13 protein-coding genes are annotated in these 16,460 nt (G+C 68.0%); 8 read left to right on the top strand and 5 right to left on the bottom strand.

Annotated elements, in window-relative coordinates; genetic code table 11:
• Positions 1-1,334 (bottom strand): condensation domain-containing protein (locus CHC05_RS36630; protein WP_245871400.1); only part of this gene is annotated, 1,334 nt, incomplete at its 3' end.
• A 452-nt stretch (positions 1,335-1,786) separates the two neighbouring features.
• On the opposite strand from CHC05_RS36630, the gene CHC05_RS36625 reads away from it, so the two are divergent.
• The 4 genes from CHC05_RS36625 to CHC05_RS36610 are packed head-to-tail and all read left to right on the top strand — an operon-like array spanning position 1,787 to position 7,155.
• Positions 1,787-3,130, top strand: a complete 1,344-nt coding sequence (locus tag CHC05_RS36625; RefSeq protein WP_089255230.1) for an aminotransferase class III-fold pyridoxal phosphate-dependent enzyme — start codon at positions 1,787-1,789, stop codon at positions 3,128-3,130.
• Entirely contained in the window at positions 3,127-3,456 is a 330-nt protein-coding gene (locus CHC05_RS36620; protein ID WP_089255229.1) for a phosphopantetheine-binding protein, read from the top strand. The genes CHC05_RS36625 and CHC05_RS36620 overlap by 4 nt, the downstream gene beginning before the upstream one ends.
• Positions 3,453-5,813: a lantibiotic dehydratase gene (locus tag CHC05_RS36615; RefSeq protein ID WP_144022936.1), complete on the top strand. Its 2,361-nt coding sequence runs from the start codon at positions 3,453-3,455 to the stop codon at positions 5,811-5,813. Before CHC05_RS36620 ends, CHC05_RS36615 begins: the two co-directional genes overlap by 4 nt.
• Before the next feature lie 7 nt (positions 5,814-5,820).
• Positions 5,821-7,155 carry an MFS transporter gene (locus CHC05_RS36610; protein WP_179266541.1) on the top strand — a complete coding sequence of 445 codons (1,335 nt, stop codon included), beginning with the start codon at positions 5,821-5,823 and terminating at the stop codon, positions 7,153-7,155.
• Here the strand turns inward: CHC05_RS36610 and CHC05_RS36605 are convergent.
• Positions 7,121-7,981 carry an MBL fold metallo-hydrolase gene (locus CHC05_RS36605; RefSeq protein ID WP_089255226.1) on the bottom strand — a complete coding sequence of 287 codons (861 nt, stop codon included), beginning with the start codon at positions 7,979-7,981 and terminating at the stop codon, positions 7,121-7,123. The genes CHC05_RS36610 and CHC05_RS36605 overlap by 35 nt on opposite strands.
• 97 nt (positions 7,982-8,078) lie before the next feature.
• Here CHC05_RS36605 and CHC05_RS36600 point away from each other — a divergent pair, with 97 nt between their 5' ends.
• Positions 8,079-8,591 (top strand): hypothetical protein, encoded by a 513-nt coding sequence (locus tag CHC05_RS36600; protein ID WP_144022935.1) that lies wholly within the window; start codon positions 8,079-8,081, stop codon positions 8,589-8,591.
• Positions 8,592-9,190: 599 nt separating this feature from the next.
• On the opposite strand, the gene CHC05_RS36595 is transcribed toward CHC05_RS36600, so the two are convergent.
• Both CHC05_RS36595 and CHC05_RS36590 read right to left on the bottom strand, forming a co-directional pair.
• A complete protein-coding gene (locus tag CHC05_RS36595; protein ID WP_089255224.1) occupies positions 9,191-9,661 on the bottom strand; it encodes a PRC-barrel domain-containing protein in 471 nt (156 codons plus the stop codon).
• 523 nt (positions 9,662-10,184) lie between these two features.
• A complete protein-coding gene (locus CHC05_RS36590) occupies positions 10,185-10,769 on the bottom strand; it encodes a DUF4396 domain-containing protein (RefSeq protein WP_089255223.1) in 585 nt (194 codons plus the stop codon).
• A gap of 294 nt (positions 10,770-11,063) precedes the next feature.
• Here CHC05_RS36590 and CHC05_RS36585 point away from each other — a divergent pair, with 294 nt between their 5' ends.
• Together CHC05_RS36585 and CHC05_RS36580 are read left to right on the top strand one after the other, a co-directional pair.
• Positions 11,064-11,699, top strand: a complete 636-nt coding sequence (locus CHC05_RS36585) for a DUF998 domain-containing protein (RefSeq protein ID WP_089255222.1) — start codon at positions 11,064-11,066, stop codon at positions 11,697-11,699.
• 169 nt (positions 11,700-11,868) lie between these two features.
• Positions 11,869-12,810 (top strand): sensor domain-containing diguanylate cyclase, encoded by a 942-nt coding sequence (locus tag CHC05_RS36580; protein WP_179266540.1) that lies wholly within the window; start codon positions 11,869-11,871, stop codon positions 12,808-12,810.
• A gap of 87 nt (positions 12,811-12,897) precedes the next feature.
• Here CHC05_RS36580 and CHC05_RS36575 read toward each other — a convergent pair whose 3' ends face one another.
• On the bottom strand, positions 12,898-14,568 hold the full coding sequence (locus tag CHC05_RS36575; protein WP_089255220.1) for a protein kinase domain-containing protein: 1,671 nt from the start codon (positions 14,566-14,568) through the stop codon (positions 12,898-12,900).
• 253 nt (positions 14,569-14,821) lie between these two features.
• Here CHC05_RS36575 and CHC05_RS36570 point away from each other — a divergent pair, with 253 nt between their 5' ends.
• The gene (locus tag CHC05_RS36570) at positions 14,822-16,441 is read left to right on the top strand and encodes a peptide ABC transporter substrate-binding protein (protein WP_089255242.1); all 1,620 of its coding nucleotides are present in this window, start codon (positions 14,822-14,824) and stop codon (positions 16,439-16,441) included.
• Positions 16,442-16,460 lie beyond the last annotated feature (19 nt).

Raw genomic sequence — 16,460 nt, 5'->3', positions numbered from 1 at the left:
GCGGCCCGCAGCACCAGCTCCAGATGCGACATCAGGCGGTGGACCCTGGAACGGTCGAACAGATCCGTCGCGAACTCCACCCGAAACTGCAAACCGTCGGCGGTCTCGTAGGCGCTAATCGACAGATCGAGGGGATGGCTGCCGGCGTCGATGCCGAGCCAGGTGGTTTCGACGCCGTGGAACTGCGGCTCGGGCGTACGTTCCAGCAACTGGATCCCGACCTGGAACAGCGGGTTGCGCGAGGCGTCACGTTCCGTCCGGGTCGCCGCGACAACCATCTCGAAGGGAACATGTCGGCGGCGCCACACTTGAAGAAGCAGGGCTTTCGTGCGGTCCAGCAATTCAGTGAACGTCGGGTCGCCGGAGACGTCGTTGCGGAGCACGAGCATGTTGATGAATGGCCCGATGACGTCCATGAACTCGGGCCCCGGCCGTCCGGCGGCGGCGGTGCCCAGGACGATCTCGGACTGGCGGGTGTGCCGGGCCAGGACGGCCGCGAACGCGGTCGTAAGGATCATCAACATCGATGCGCCGGAGCGTTCGGCGAGGAGGTGCAGGGCCGCGGTCAACTCTGGCGAAAGGGAGCCGGAAATGAGGCTGCTGCGGTAGGTCGGCGCGCTTGGCCGTCGACGGTCGGTTGTCAGCTCGAGCGTCTGTAGGTCGGCAAGGTAGTCACGCCAGAATTCGAGGTCGCGCTCATTGTCGCCGCGTTTTTCGCGCTGCCAGTCGGCGAAGTCGGCGAATTGGACCTCGGGTGGTTCGATCTGTGACTTGTGCCCGTTTAGGTGGGCGTTGTAGCGATCGGCGAGGTCTTTGACGATGAAGCGCATGGACCAGCCGTCTGTGCAGATGTGGTGAACGACGAACGCCAATATATGTGTCTCGGCGTCGAGACGTATAAGCACGAAACGGATCAGCGGACCCGCAGCCAGGTCGAAGGGCTGGCGGACATGGTCCGTCACGATGTTCAGCGCGTGTTGTTCGCGGTCGACGACCGATGGGGTGTCGACCTCGCAGGTGGTGAGCCGCTGGCCGCCGGGCGGTAGCACGAGCGGAACGGGCTCACCGCCGACCTCACGGAACACGGTCCGCAGGATCTCGTGGCGTTCGACGACATCCGCGACGGCGGCTTCCAGCGATTTCGTGTCCAAGGCTCCGACCAGCCGAAACGCCCGAGCGGTGTTGTACGCGGTCAGGCCTGGGGCGAGTTGGTCGACGAACCAGATCTGCCGCTGAGCGGCGGACATCGGTCGCGTCTTCGGATCGGATACCCGTCCAGAGTCTTGACCCGCGCCGACGTTGTGGCTGGTTGCCGTCCGGCTTTCGCCGGTCATCCGGTCACTTCCCCGCTAGTCGGACACATCGCGTCGAGGTAAGCGGAATTGCGGCAACTTCGGACAACTGTGTTGGCCGTGCGTACCGTGCATCTCATGACGCCACCTCCCCGTGTCAACGGGTGCGCGCCATCGCTGGAATGGTGTGACGGCGTGCGACCTCGTCGTCCGTCCTGCGTCTTTATCCCCCGAACAGATGATCTAGATACGCCAATGCGTGCGATCAAAGATGATCAATGAAAGCATAGGTGTCGGTCTTCGGCATCGTCAAGCGGCCCGAAATTCATCTGTGCGCGATGAATGGCGACATACAGGTCTTGACGGTGTACAGGGCATTGCTTAGGTTCGAGAGGTTGACGCGGGGGTGGCCAGCTGCTGCGTGAGACGTGGCCCTTTAGGACTCGCGTGACCTCGAATCGATCGTGTCGGAAACCCGATCTAGAGGAGTTGGCGTGGAACAGTCGACACCATCCCCCTTCTCCGAGCCGCCCGGTCGGCCCGAGAACTACCCGCTGTGGCACGGCTCGACTCCGATGGAGCTGTTCCTCGAACACACGGTGCGCACGGAGAAGTTCTTCGTCGAGGGCCAGGGGATCCGCGTGCGCGACGCGGGCGGTCGGTGGTTCATCGACGGCCGATCGGGCTGCTGGAACATGGGCCTCGGCTACAGCGCCCAAGGGGTCAAGGATGCCATCGCGCGACAGCTTGACGAGTTGCCCACCGCCACGCTGCTCTCGTACGACCGCCCGGCGCAGGTGACCGTGCGCTACGCACGCGCGCTCGTCGACGCGGTCGGCGGGGGCCTCGACTACCTTCGGCTCGGCAACACCGGCTCGCAGATGACCGAGACGGCCGTGATGATGAGCCGATTCATGCGGGTGTTGGAAGGCAACCCGTCCCGCACCGCGGTGCTGTCCTTCGCGGGCAGCTACCACGGCCTCGGGCCCGGCGGCAACGCGATCAGCGGTATGGCGGCCGGTTTCGACTTCTGCGGTCCGCTGCTGCCCGATGTTCACCTCGTGCCCGCCGCTGGATCCTGGACCGACAACGTCCGCGCGAAGATCGAGGAACTGTCCGCGGAGCGGGTCACGTGTGTCATCCTCGAGCCACAAATGGGTGTCATGGGTGTGATTCCCGACGCCGACGACCTCCGCGAGCTGGCTCGGCTGTGCCGGCAGCACGGCATCCACTTCATAGCCGACGAGGTCACCACCGGCTTCGGGCGCATCGGCGCGATGTCTCGGTGCGTCGACCTGGGCATCCGGCCCGACATGTTGGTGCTCGGCAAGAACCTGACCTCGGGCTACGTGCCTATCGCCGCGCTCTTGGTCACCGGTGAGATCTATGAGAAGGCCGCCCGGCCGAACCCGCCTCGGTTCCTGCCCGCCGGCTCGGCCACCGACGGCCATCCGGTTGCCGCTGCCGCGGGCCTGGCCGTGCTGGACATCTTCGAGCGTGACGGAATCCTCGCCCACGTCCGCACCATCGGGGCGCACCTCAGCGAACAGCTGGGGGCCATCCAGGAGAAGCGGCTCGGTGAGTCCCGGGTGGCGGGCGCCGGCCTGATGCTCTCGTTTCCCCTCAGCGAGTCCGGCGGTCAGTCGTGGCCGGTCCCGCGACGTGAGGCTTTCCGCCGTGCCTGCGAGGACCGCGGCCTGCTTGTCAGCTCGGGTGCGGTCGGTGCCTGGATCGTCCCGCCGCTGGTCACCACCGCGGAGGACGGCGACGAGATCGCCGCCATCGTCGATGACGCGCTGGCCGCCGTGCTCGCCGAGACGAAGGAGGGCGCCGCATGACCACGGGAAACGGTTCGAACGCACCAGCACCGGCAGACGACGGCCGCCCTCCACTTGACGAGGCCAGCGCGCCCGCGCTGGTTCTCGACCGGATTCAGGCGACTCTCGACAATCCGCGCGTCGGGCTCAACGACGACTTCTTCGACGCCGGCGGCGACTCCATCCTTGCCGTCCAGGTCATCCAAGACCTACAGAAGCGAACCGGCATCCATATCCCGCTCGCCTACTTCTTCAGCGGACCCACCGCTGGGGAACTCGGCGAGGCACTGCTCGAGCTTGCGGAGGAGGGCTCCGGCGGCGCAGTGACCGGGGACGGTGCCGCTTGAGTCAGGAGACCGAGACTCACGTGCCGTTCGGCAGTGGTCGGTGGATGCTCTGGGAGCACGTGGTTCTCCGTTCCGCGGGCTTTCCAGCCAATGCGGGCCTGCGTCTCGCGGCCTCCGACCTGGCGGCCGAGGCCGACACCCTGCGGTCCAGCGGAGATGCGTCCGCAGAGAGCTTCGCGGCGTTCGAGTCGCGATACGCGGCGGCGCTGGAAGCGTTGCAACCACAGCTACGCCGCATCGCGAAGGACAGCAGGTTCCAGCACGCCCTGGCGTGGCAGAATCACCAGGCGTTGCAGTACGGCGCCATGCCGATGGCCGGCACGCCGGCCGGACCCGTTCGTCGTAACAGCCGGCACCGCCAGCGGGAAGACCTTATAGCCGGCTATTGGCAGCGCTACTGCCTGAAGAACGACTCGATCGGCTTCTTCGGGCCAGTTGGCTGGGTCCGGATCGACCGATCGGCCGGCACCCGCTTCCAGCCGCGCCGCGAGTTCCTCGAGAGCCACGAGATCTTCTTCGAGAGCTGGGCCATCGACCAGCTCGCCGAAGTGATCGGAAAGACCCCGGGAATGGCGCCATGGCTGGCGCCACGGCGTCTGTCCTACCTCGGTGTAGATGACGCCGCAGTCCTTCCGGCTGGACGCCCGCGAAAGGCAGTCAGCCCGACCGTGGCCCAGATCCTGCGACGCTGCAACGGAATCCTGCCAGCTGTCACGCTCGCCGCCGACCTGGTCACGGCCGGTGCCGCAGCGTCGCTCGACGAGGTCTACTCCCTGCTCGAAGACCTGCGGCGGCGGCGATGGATCGTCTGGGAGCTTGAGCTGCCCGCAGATCCCCGCCCTGAGGTGGCTTTACGCCGCCGGCTCGAGCAGATCGGCTCGACAGCGCTGCGTGATCAGTCGCTGTCCATGCTGGACCGGCTGGAGAAGGCGCGCGAATCGGTCAAGGAGGCGTACGAGGATCCCGAGCGTCTGCTGGCCGCGCTGGAGCACCTCGACGAGACCTTCACCGATGTCGTTCGGGGAACTCCAACCCGCAACGCGGGCAAGACCTATGGTGGACGCACCCTGGTGTATCACGACGCGCGCCGCGCGCTCGACGTGTCACTCGGCCGGGACCTCGTCGACGCACTCGCTCCCCTCGAAATGATCTTCAAGAGTGCCGCGTGGTTGACCCACACCGTCGGAGGTCAACTCGACCAGCGGATCAAGACCTTGCGCCTGGAGGCGGGCGCGCGCATTCGTCGACCAGTCGACCTCGGCACGCTGTGGTTCGAATGCATGTCCCTGATCCACGGCCCAGGTCGAGATCTCGTCGACACCGTCGTCGAGGACCTGCAGCGCCGCTGGGCCCAGGTGCTCCACCTGCCGGCCGACGTCGCACACGTCGCGTACACCCAGGCGGATATCGAGCAGGCGGTCGACGCGCAGTTCGGCGCACCCCACTCGGGATGGCACGGCGCGCGTGCGATCAGCCCGGACCTCATGATCGCCGCGGACGACGTCGAGGCCATCAGGCGCGGCCAGTTCCAGGTGGTCCTGGCAGAGCTCCACCTGGCCATCGTCTCCTACCGACACCACTGCTTCGTCAGCCAACATCCTGACCCAGAGCAACTGTTCGCATGTCTTGACCGTGACCACCCACGGCCACGACTGCTGCCCGTACTGCCGAAAGACAACTCCGCCCGACTGACGGTACGCACCCATCCCGCGCTGATCCGACCCAAGGACTTCCTGGTTGCTCTGTACCACCACACGGTCGACCCGATCCGCCCTCGTGTCCTGCTCAGCTCCGACTTGCCCGTACATGACGACGGCGAACGGCTGACCGTACGAGCGCCCGACGGCGAGACGTTCGACGTTCTCGAGTGTTTCTCGGAGCTCCTGCTCGACCTGGTCATCGACGCGTTCGAGATGTTCCCCTCGGGCGACCACCTGCCGCGCGTCACGATCGACCGCCTCGTGGTCAACCGGGAAACCTGGTGGTTCAGCGCGCCAGACCTGGACTTCGTCGATCATCGCTCCGAAGCACGCCGCTTCCTAGAGGTGCGCGCATGGCGCGACGCCCACCGGCTGTCGCGCTGCGTGTTCGTCACCTCGCCGCTGGAGATCAAACCGTTCTTCGTAGACTTCGACAGCCCTGTCTATCTGAACCTGTTCATCAAATCGATGCGGGCCGTGCGAAAGGCGGAATCCGTCGGTCGGGTAAAGCTCACCGAGATGCTACCGACGGCAGAGCAGCTCTGGCTCACGGACGCTGATGGCAAACGATACACATCGGAGCTTCGACTCGTGGCAGTCGACCAACGCCCGACCGACACACTGCTACACGAATCCCAGTCCACCACGGAGATGTGAGCGACACATGGACAAGTACCTCGGCGCGTTGCGCGAACGCGACTTCCGCAACCTCTACGCGGCGCGCGCGTTCTCCTTGTTCGGCGATGGGATGGTGCCGGTCGCACTCGCATTCGCGGTCCTCGAGACTGACAACTCCGCGACCGCGCTCGGTCTGGTGTTGGCGAGCCGCTACCTGGCCTTGGTAGGCATGCTGCTGGTCGGCGGTGTCGTGGCCGACCGGCTGCCCCGCCGGCTCGTCCTGATCAGCTCCGACCTGGTGCGACTGGTCACCCAGGCGCTGATCGCCGTGCTGCTGATCACCGGCACAGCCCAGATCTGGCATCTCGCCGCGCTGGCCTTCGCCTACGGTATCGGCGATGCCTTCTTCCGGCCGACATCCACCGGCATCATCCCGCAGACCGTGTCCAAAGCACGAATGCAACAGGCCAACGCCCTCATCTCCCTGACGTCGAGCTCCTTCACCATCCTCGGCCCGATCGTCGCCGCGATCATCATTGCCGCGGTCGGAGTAGGCTGGGCGTTCGCGCTCGACGCGGCGACGTTCCTCGTCAGCGCGGCATTCATCGCACGTCTTCCCGTGCTGAAAAAGGCTGCCGCGACGTCGGCGAGCTTTGTCGCAGACCTAAAAGAGGGTTGGAGCGAGTTCACCTCACGCCGATGGCTGTGGGTCGACGGCGTCTACTCCGCGTTGGGCAGCTTCGCCGTGCTGGCCCCGTTCCTGACGCTCGGTCCGGTCATCGCCAACAACGAGCTCGGTGGTGCGACCGCATGGGCGACGATCCTCACGGCGTTCGGTATCGGCTCCGTCCTGGGTGGAATCGCTCTGCTTCGCGTTCAACCGACCCGGCCGTTGGTCGCCGCCGTAATACCGCTGACGCTCCTGGCGCTTCCCAACGCGTTGCTCGCCTTGTCGACACCGACCATCGCCATCGCCGTGGGCGCATTTGCGGGAGGCCTGGGACTGGCGTTCTTCAACACGCTGTTCGAGACCACCGTGCAGATGAACGTCCCGCAGCAGTCGTTGTCGCGGATCGCCGCCATCGACTGGATGCTGTCCTCGTCGCTGCTGCCATTGGGCGCGGCGTTGGCTGGGCCCGCGGCAGCTCTCGTGGGTGCTGACAGCGTCTTCTGGTTCTCCGTTGTATGGATCATCGGATCGACCCTCGTGGTCATCTCGGTGCCGGAAATTCGGAGCTTCAGGAGCGCACAGGCGCCGGCCGAGACCGGCGCGGAGCTCGCGAGCAAAAGCGTCGACTCGGACGCTACAGGCGCGAAACCGGTCGTAGCGGAACCGACTGATCCGGCTAGCGCGTCCGCGTCCGTTCCACATACATCTTGATGCCGCGGTAGAGCTGCTCGGCGGGCAGCGTCTCGTGATAGTCGGCCTGCTCGCCGCCTGCCGCTACCTCGTCGCGCACGAACGCGGCGAACTCGTCCTCCGAGGTGCCGCCCGCGACGACCTCGTGCCAGTGGGTGATCTTTGCGCGCAGCCGCGTCAGGTGCTCGTCAGGATCGTCGGCAAAACCGAAGTGCGACAGAGCAAGCCGCGTCGGGCGCAGCGCCTGCATCGCGTCGATGCTGTGCAGCCATGCGTCGAGGTCGAAGTCTGGCGGCGGGGTCGGCGGCGTGATGTGTTTGCCGGGAGCGATCCGGATGCCGCCGGCGTCTCCGGCGAACAAGGTGCCGTCCGGCGCCAGGTAGCTCACGTGGTGCACCGCGTGGCCCGGCGTAGGGACCACCTTCAACCCGCACACCTTCTCGCCGACGGCGTGCAGGTTGGATTCCGGGACGCCGACCAGGGGTCCCCAGAACTCATCGAACCGGTCACCGTATACGCCGCGGGCGCTGAACTCGAGCGCGACCGGGTAGGCGAGGTGGAACCTGCCGACCTCGGACACGTGGACCTGGAGCGCCGGGTTTTCACGGACCAGCGTGCCTGCCGCACCGGCGTGGTCCAGGTGAATATGGGTCACCACGATGTGCCGGAGCTCGGCAACCGTCACATCGTTCGCGTGCAGCCCTCGACGTAACGCGTCGAGAGTCGAGCTTGCCCCGCAGTCGACCAGCGTGGGTCCGTCCGGTGAGTCCAGCAGGTATGCACCCGTGGTGCGCGCTTTTCCGGCAAGGCGAAGATCAATGAGATTGATTGCGGTAACTTCCCCCATGACCCGACACTAATCGTGGCCAGCCTGTCCAACAAGCGCTGTCAGTCATCGGTCGATCTGGATGCTATGGGTTCCGATGTGTGGCAGGCTCCAGGCGATGTCTGAGCACGACGAAGGGACCACGGTGCGGCCGGCCGGTGCCAGCTCGTCCGATTCGAACGATGCCGGGATTGTGGCTCTCGCCATGCTCGCGGCGGACGTCCAGGCTGCGGCATGGGATCTCGACGCGCTTGTCAAGCGGATCGGTGCGATTCGCGAGTCGTACGCCCGGTTAGGTCGGAGAGACGGCTCCGCGCAGGCTGGCATCGCCGCCGCCGCGGACGCCGTGCGTTCAGCTGAACTGGACCTCACCATAGCCGCATCCGCGATCGAGGACGAGGCGCTTGCCGGCGAGCGCGCTGGACAGCCGCTGACCGTGGCGGCTCACCCTTCCACACCGGGCTGCCCGATGTGCGAGACGGCAGGTGCATTCATTCCGACCTCTGATGCCAGGGTGCTGTGTGGCGCATGCGGACACAGCATTGGCGTCAGCGCCACGCGCGAGGCCAGCCGCCATCCGATCCGGGTCGAGTCCACGCCGCAGGAGGGGACGGCTCGATCTCAGCCCTGACCGGTGGAAAGACCTGAAGTCATTCCGCCGCCGTCACGCTCGGACCGTGTCCCGCCTGGTCGCCACGCTGCGCGGGCGCCGGCCGCCGGTTCCAGCCGGCCGAGACCGGATCCGCCTGGCGCCTGACTCTGACCGGCGCCGCCACCGCCGTGCACCTCGACCGGGCCGCGCTGCTCGCGCTGCGGGTCAACGGCGTCGACCTGCTGGGAGGGGACACCTACCAGGCGGCGAACGCCGGCCACGGGAGTCCTACGTCTTGCGCTGGCTCGCAGCCCCAGGCGCGCTGTTCGCGCTCAGTGGGGCGTTGCTGGCGATTCTCTGGGCGGCCATGCGATCGTCGCGCCGCGGCGAGTCGCCGCCGGCCGCGACCTCGTCGACCTCATCGCCCTAATGTTGGCTGAGCCCAAACGTCTGTGGATGCTGCTGCGCGTTGCCGGCCAGGCAGCCTGGGTCTCGGTGATCCGGCCGGCGACGACTGCTGGCCGGTGCGGTTTGCAGCAGGTCTCCACTCGCCTAAATGGAGGTGGCGCTTCAGGCGACCTGATGGTCAGGCCCATGATTGCCGTGGCTGCGGCAGTTGGACGGCGCGGTCCGTGCCTCTAGCCTCGTCGGTCATCAGGCCCGGCCTCGGGTTCGACCGGCGGCGGCTCGAAAGCGACAGGTGTCGGGAAGCCCGGGTACATGTAGCCAGGGCTCCAGTAGGGCATATAGCCGTAGTAGCCGTAGAGGCTTTGGAAATATGGTCGTTGGTCGACGAGGTCCGGCTCGTAGGCCGGCGCCCCGGCGATCTCCTTGCCGGCACGCACCAGGTGCACTTCGTCGTCGGTGACCCTCGCCACCGCGTCGACGGGTACGAACGACGGGGTGGCGCCGAAACCCAGGATCCCGCCGTGCTCGACGCGGAGGAACCGCACCTTCCGTGCCTCGGGATCGATCAGGAGATCCTCCACTTTCCCGATGTCCTCGCCGTCGTGGTCGCGAACGGTGCGGCCGCGTACGTCTTCTGCGGGGTCGGCTACGGTCTGTTGGCTGTCGCTGAGCCGAACGAGTGTGCCTGTCCGGTCCGTCATGCCTCTGCCCTCCTTCTGCGCGGTAGATGGGCTATACCGCACGGCTACCCGCAACGACCGCCTGCTACACCGCTGGTCGGCGAGGCGCAGGGTCGGTGGTGGTGTACTGGGCCGTCGAGATTGGTCGGGTGGCGCGACAGCGCAGAATGGGCGTGGCCGACGCCAGCGATCGGGAGCGGAGACGTACAGCCGATACGAACGGGCGCCGGGGAGAGCACGACTCGGGCCGCGGCCGAAACGCCGGACGGCGGCGAAAGAGGCAGCGGGTCGGCCGCCGGTGGGATCATCCGCGACTCCACGGTCGGGTCGGCTGGAGCACCGCCTCGCTCAGCGGACGTGAGCGCAGGTGCGTGATCCGCTGGTACGCCGTTGCCGGCGTAAATGACCTCGGCGCCGTGTCGCGATGCGATCGCGTCGCGGAAAGCCTCGTTCTCCGGCCTGCTGCAGCGCCTGTTGGTCACGCCGATCGCGGCGTGGGTCGTGGCGGTGGCGTGGCGGGTGCGGTAGTTGGTCCGACCGCGCCCTACATCGCCTCTTTGATGCCGCGGCGGATCAGCCAGGCGTTCACCGGGTACGAGGTCAGGAAGCCGGCCGCCATGCCGATCTGCATGAGGAACCAGAAGGCGGCGGAGTCGGGATGCAGGGGCGCGCTCGGGAAGAAAACGAACACCATCAGCGCCATCCATCCGAACAGGCCGACCTCGAAGGCGGTCAACGAGGCGACGTCCGCCTTCGCCGCGGTGGTGATTCCCTTGCGGAACGACAGCCCGCGCATCGGCGCGATGGCGAAATACTGGAACAGAATTCCGAGCGCGAGCGCCAGGACGTAATCGCCGGCGTACTCCGCCCACAGCGCCCGGCCGGCGATGGTGACGCCGGCGAGGAAGATGGCGGTCTCGGCGATGATGTCGCCGAGCGTGCAGCCGGCTCCGCAGTGCAGCACGCCGACCGAGGTGGTCGCCCATCGTGGCTTGGGCGGTGGATCACCATGGCGGCTCTGCCAGCGTGCTGACATTGGGCGACCCCACCTGTGATAGGCCCAGACGGCGCAGGCGCCGCCGAGCGCCAGCGCTGCCCAGGCCAGCACGGTCAGCCAGGCGGGAGCCACGCTGTCGGTTTACCGCATCGGTCGAACACAAACGTTCGCGACGCCTTCCTCCGCGGGCCGTGCCGGGTCGTCGAAGCCGCGGGCGACGACCACGTCGGTGGAGGAGTTCGGCATGGAGCGGCCGGCCTTCGACGCGAAGTTCCCGAGCTCAGCGCGGGGCACACAGGGCACACCTGCCACGCGCCTCACCGCGATGTTTGACGGGCCGGCGCCAGGGGTAGCCGCCGGATTCGGATCGCAACGGCTCAGCACGGCGACACATGGAGGACGCAGGTGAACCGTCAACGTATCGATGTGTCCACGGCGCTCCTGGCCACCATCGTCGGTCAGGTCCTGCTGATGGGCAGCGCATGGCTGCTGCCCTTCGCGTCGGAGCACAGCGTCACCGCGGACACCATCAGTGAACTCGTACTGGGTCCGTACGGCTTCGTCCAGACCATCGCCTTCGTGGTCGCCGGGCTCGGAATGCTGAGCCTCGCGGCGGCCCTTCGGGTCGTGCTGCCAGCCACGCGCGGAAACCGGGCGAGCACCGTTCTGCTGGGCATCAACGGCGTAGGCCTGCTGGTCGGTGCCGTTGTCCGCACCGACCCGGTGGAGAGCACGGTGGACTGGGACCGGTTGACGGCCGGCGGCGTCGTGCACCTGCTGGCCGCCGCGGTGTCGTTCGTCTGCGTCGTGGCGGCGATGGTCGTCCTTTCGTTCAACTTCGGGCGAAGCCGGGGGTGGCGGACGCTTACGCCGTGGTCCGCCCTGCTGGCCACCGGATCAGTGAGTCTGCTGCTCGCACAGGGCACGCAAGGCTCCGTCTCCGGGTTGTTGCAGCGGCTGCTCGCGACACTGATCGCCGTCTGGGTGGTGATGGTGGCCATCCGGGCCCGATCGTTGGCCACGGAGTCGCACGACGCCGGCGTCGCCATGGACGCTCGCTGAGCGGCGGCGTGTCGTCCACGTCGCGACCACGCCACCGCGGCGCGGCGTCACGGGAGGTCTGCCGGCTATCCGGCCGCGACGGCACATCGGGGTCGAAAACGCCCCGTTGGCCACATGACCATCCCCGAACGCGGTTTGGCGCCGGCGCCAGCGGGTAGCCGCCATGTGCGTGGCGACCTCCATCTTTCGCTGGCGGCGGAAAGGCAGCACCGCCCGCGCGCAGGAGCATGTGCTGCCGCGCTTCAAGGCAGCGTTCCAACACGCCGGGGTCGGGATCGCAGTAGTCGACCAGGACGGCCTGCTCGTCGAGGCCAACCCGGCGTTTGCCGCCACGGTCGCGCTGGCGCCTGAGCAGGCGGCCGGCCGCGCGCTCGCCGACCTTTTCCAACCCGTCCATCGAGACCACGACCTCGGCGGCATCGTCGCCCAGCTCGGCGTACGGGGGCCTGCTCCGCCCGACTCCTACCAGGTGGAGACGAAGGTGCGTGACGTCGCCGGCGACGGGCGTTGGACCATGCTGGTCCTCTCGCGGATCATCGACGGTTCGCCGTTCGTCCTGGCGGTCGGAGTGGACATCACCGAGCAGCACAGGCTCCGGGACCGCCTTCGTCAGCAGGCCAGGCACGATCCGCTGACCTCGTTGGCCAACCGGGCCTTCCTGCAAGAGTGGATGGCGGACGTGGCCCGCCAGGACGGCGATGTGCGAGTCGGGATCTGCTTCGCCGACCTCGACGGGTTCAAGCAAGTGAATGACCACTATGGACATCGCGTCGGCGACCAGTTGCTGACCGCTGTCGCGACCCGGCTCAAGGCGGTCGTGAACTCGTCGGGACAGCTGCTCGGCCGGATCGGCGGCGACGAGTTCGTCGCGCTCGTCGCCGGGCCGAGCGACGTCGACGCGGTCGGTGCGCTGGCGAAGCAGATGATCCGCGCCCTCGTGCCCCCGTTCACCATCGACGGGATGCGACTGAGCATCACGGCCAGCGTCGGCGTCGCCCTCTCGGACCGCCAGCAGCACGAGTTGGATCGTCTGTTGCACAAAGCGGACCAAGGGCTGTACCAAGCCAAACGCGGCGCCCGTGGGACATGGTCGCCCGCACCCGGGCAATGACCTTCCCCGCCGCGGCAGGGAAGGTCATTGCCTTGGCACCGAATACGGCCGTTGCGGTGAGCATTGCTGTCTACCTCTCGTTGTCGATCAATCGCCGGGCCGGCCCGCTGGCTCCGGGGCCGGCGACGGCGGCGCGCCCGAAGGAGCGGGCGGCCCGGAGGAGGGCAACTCGGTGGCGGACGGGGCGGCCGTCGGCTCCGCACTGGCGGACGGTGTCGGCTCGGCCGACGAGGTCGGGCCCGGGGTCGGCGTCGGCGTTGCCGAGGGCGATCGCGGCTCGGCGGTCGGCGAGCGGCTAGGCTCGGCTTCACCCTCGCCTGGCGCCTCCTCGTCCCCGGTTGGCGAGGCGTCCGGCCGGTCCGCGTTCGGCGGCACGTGCGCGGTGTCCGCACCGGTTGCTCCGGCAGCCGGGTCGGTTGGCGCGGCCTGGTCACGTACCTGCGTGATCGTCGGCTCGCACCGCAGGTCGCCCACCCGGAAATCGGTGGGCGTCCCGTGCGACCCGGACCGGAACAGGCCCTCGAGCCGCAGTGCCGCGACCGCGCCAGCCGCCAGCCGCCCGTCCGCTTCGACGACTGCCGTGCGGGCGTCCTGCCGCCAGCGCGCGTCGGAGGCGGCGGACAGGGTCTGGCCGGGCGGCAACAGGAATGTGACCGACCAGGTGGGCCACGCCGCCGACCCGCTGTTCCGCACGGTGAGGCGGGCAGCGAACGTACCGCCGGTGCGGAGCCGGGCGGTGTACTCGGCGGCGCACCCGGCCGCCTCGCCGGCGGGTCCTGCCGCGACGGGGTCCGGCCGGCCGGGGTCGGGCAGATTGGCCATGAGGACGGCGGCGAGCACGATCAGGGGGAGGAACGCGACCACGGCGGATCGGCGGGCGATGACGCCGGCCGGCGGAAGCCCGGGCAGCAGGCGCAGCGGCAGCGGCAGCCGGGTCGTTTCGCCGTCGGGCACGTGGCGGGCGGACCGCAGTTCCGCCGCCACGCGGGCGGCGGAGGGACGGCTTTCCGGATCGGCCGCCACACAGCGGCTGTACAGGTGGGCCACCGCTGGCGGTAAGCCCGAAATCGGCGGCAGTGCGGGCGAGGGATCGGCGTGGCGCGTGGCGATCATCTCGGGTGCGGTGGCCGCCCGCCACGGTCGCGAGCCGACGAGGCACTCGTACAGCAGCAGGCCCAGGCCGTACACGTCACCAGCCGGCTCGGCCGACCCGCCGGTCAGCTGCTCTGGAGCCAGGTAGGCCGGAGTGCCGTATACGACACCCTGGGTGTCGCTGACGTTCTGGCCACGGGCCAGCGCGACGCCGAAGTCGACGACCTTGACGCCGGAGGTACTCAGCATGATGTTGGCTGGCTTCACGTCGCGGTGCACGAGGCCGCGATCGTGGGCGTGGGCGAGGGCGGAAGCCGCGGAGGCGCAGATCGTGGCGGCGTCCCGCCAGGCCATCGGGCCCGACCGGAGGCGCTCAGCCAGCGTCGTCCCGTCGACCAGCTCCATCACCAGGTACGGCAGGTCACCGTGCGGGCCGCCGTCTTCGCCGTAGTCGTACACGTTGGCGATGTTGGGGTGGCTCAGCCGCGCTGCCGACCAGGCCTCGGCCCGGGCGCGTGCCCGGGTCCGCTCGTCGGTCGGCGCGACCGACAGCACCTTGACGGCGACCGGCCGGCTCAGCACCAGGTCGTCGGCCCGCCAGACCTCGCCGATGCCTCCCCGCCCGATCGGCTCGCACAGCCGGTAACGGTCCGCCGTCCGACGCATGACTCTCCCTCCCGTACGCCGATGGCGGCTACCCGGCCGTCGGGAGTGGGAAACGCCTGGCCAACGAACACCTTGTCGGAGATCACCCGACGAACCGGCGACGGACCTTGCGAACACGTTACGGGCGCCGGACAAAGCATCGACGGAACCCCGGACGGTGGTCGAAAGCCCCGCGTTCGGGGCAGCCGTGCGGCAGTGCGTGGTCAACGCCGTCGTTCCGGCGGCGAAGGTACCCGAGGAGCGGAGTTTCGCGATGCGCAGTCTGAGAGTCGTCGCGGGGATCGCGGCGGTGTCACTCGTCCTGGCCGGTTGTGGAGGCGACGACGATGACGGAGCCGCGCCGGGCGGTGGCACCGGCGGTGAGTTCTCCGTGTACGTGTGCGAGCCGGAGCACCTCGTCCCGCAGAACACCAACGAGACGTGCGGTGCGGAGGTGCTGGGTGCGCTGTTCACCTCGCTGGTCGACTACGACGTGGGAACCAACGAGGTGCGGATCGGCGCGGGCACGGCCAGTTCGGTCGAGTCCGACGACCAGCGGGTGTGGACGATCAAGCTGAAGGAGGGTTGGACGTTCCACAACGGTGAGCCGGCAAACGCCGCCGCGTACGCGCGCGGATGGAACGCCGGTGCCTACGGGCCCAACGCCTACGGCAACGCGTACTTCTTCGAGAACATCGCCGGATACGACGACCTGCAGGTGCCGACCGACGCCCCGGCCGGGACGAAGCCGGCGGCCACCGAGATGAGTGGCATCGAGGTCGTCGACGAGTGGACCTTGCGGGTCACGCTGAAGGACGCATTCAGCCAGTTCCCCGTAACCCTGGGCTACACGGCGTTCTACCCCCTCCCAGAGGCGTACACCGGCGATCCGGACGCGTTCGAAGAGCGGCCGATCGGGACCGGACCGTTCCAGATGGACGGTTCATGGCAGCACAACCAGCAGATCAGGGTCCAGCGGTACGACAACTACGCGGGCACCGCGGCGAAGGCCGACGCGATCACGTTCCGCATCTACTCGAACGTGAACACGGGCTACAACGACCTGCTGGGCGGAAACCTCGACATCATGGACTCGCTGCCGCCGGAACGCCTCGGTGACGCGCGGGCCCAGTTCGGCGACCGGCTCATCGAGCGGGCCAGCTCCAACTTCACCTACGTCGGGTTCCCGCTCTACGACGAGCGCTTCGCCGACGTCCGGGTGCGCCGGGCCATCTCGATGGCCATCGACCGGCAGGCCATCATCGACGCGATCTTCAACGGCGCCTACACGCCGGCCGGATCGCTCGTCTCCCCGGTCGTCGCCGGATCGCGCGACAACGCGTGCGGCCAGTGGTGCACCTACCGGCCGGAGGAGGCGCGTCAACTGCTGACGGAAGCCGGCGGCTGGCGGGGCTCGCTGGTGCTGTGGTTCAACAGCGGGTCCGGACACGAGAAGTGGATGGAGGCGGTGTCGAACCAGCTCCGGAGCAACCTGGGCATCTCGTCGATCTCGTTCAAGTCACTGGAGTTCGCCGAGTACCTCGAGCTGCTCGACCAGGAGAAGGTCACCGGGCCGTTCCGGCTCGGTTGGGTGATGGACTATCCGAGCCCGCAGAACTACCTGCAGCCGATCTACTCGACGACCGGTTCCAGCAACAACTTCGGTTACTCCAACGAGCAGGTTGACCAGTTGCTGGCGCGGGGCAACGCCGCGGAGACGGTCGAGGCCGGCATCGAGCTCTACCAGCAGGCCGAGGATCTCGTCCTGGCCGACCTGCCGAACGTACCGATGTGGTTCGGCAAGGTGCAAGGCGCGCACTCGAACGGCGTGTCCAACGTCGCGATCGACGCCTTCACCCGCATCCGGCTGGCCGAGGTGACGGTCAACCAGTAAGTAGTCCCAGGGACCCAGG

Source organism: Asanoa hainanensis (genome assembly GCF_900188485.1).
GTDB classification, from domain to species: Bacteria; Actinomycetota; Actinomycetes; order Mycobacteriales; family Micromonosporaceae; genus Asanoa; species Asanoa hainanensis.
This window is presented reverse-complemented; position numbering and strand designations above follow the sequence as displayed.

Excerpts from the sequence above, each read along its gene's own strand:
- CHC05_RS36620 (WP_089255229.1), top strand. The coding sequence starts at position 3,127 with ATGACCACGGGAAACGGTTCGAACGCACCAGCACCGGCAGACGACGGC.
- CHC05_RS36605 (WP_089255226.1), bottom strand. The coding sequence starts at position 7,981 with ATGGGGGAAGTTACCGCAATCAATCTCATTGATCTTCGCCTTGCCGGA.
- CHC05_RS36570 (WP_089255242.1), top strand. The coding sequence starts at position 14,822 with ATGCGCAGTCTGAGAGTCGTCGCGGGGATCGCGGCGGTGTCACTCGTC.
- CHC05_RS36600 (WP_144022935.1), top strand. The coding sequence starts at position 8,079 with ATGTCTGAGCACGACGAAGGGACCACGGTGCGGCCGGCCGGTGCCAGC.
- CHC05_RS36610 (WP_179266541.1), top strand. The coding sequence starts at position 5,821 with ATGGACAAGTACCTCGGCGCGTTGCGCGAACGCGACTTCCGCAACCTC.
- CHC05_RS36575 (WP_089255220.1), bottom strand. The coding sequence starts at position 14,568 with ATGCGTCGGACGGCGGACCGTTACCGGCTGTGCGAGCCGATCGGGCGG.
- CHC05_RS36595 (WP_089255224.1), bottom strand. The coding sequence starts at position 9,661 with ATGACGGACCGGACAGGCACACTCGTTCGGCTCAGCGACAGCCAACAG.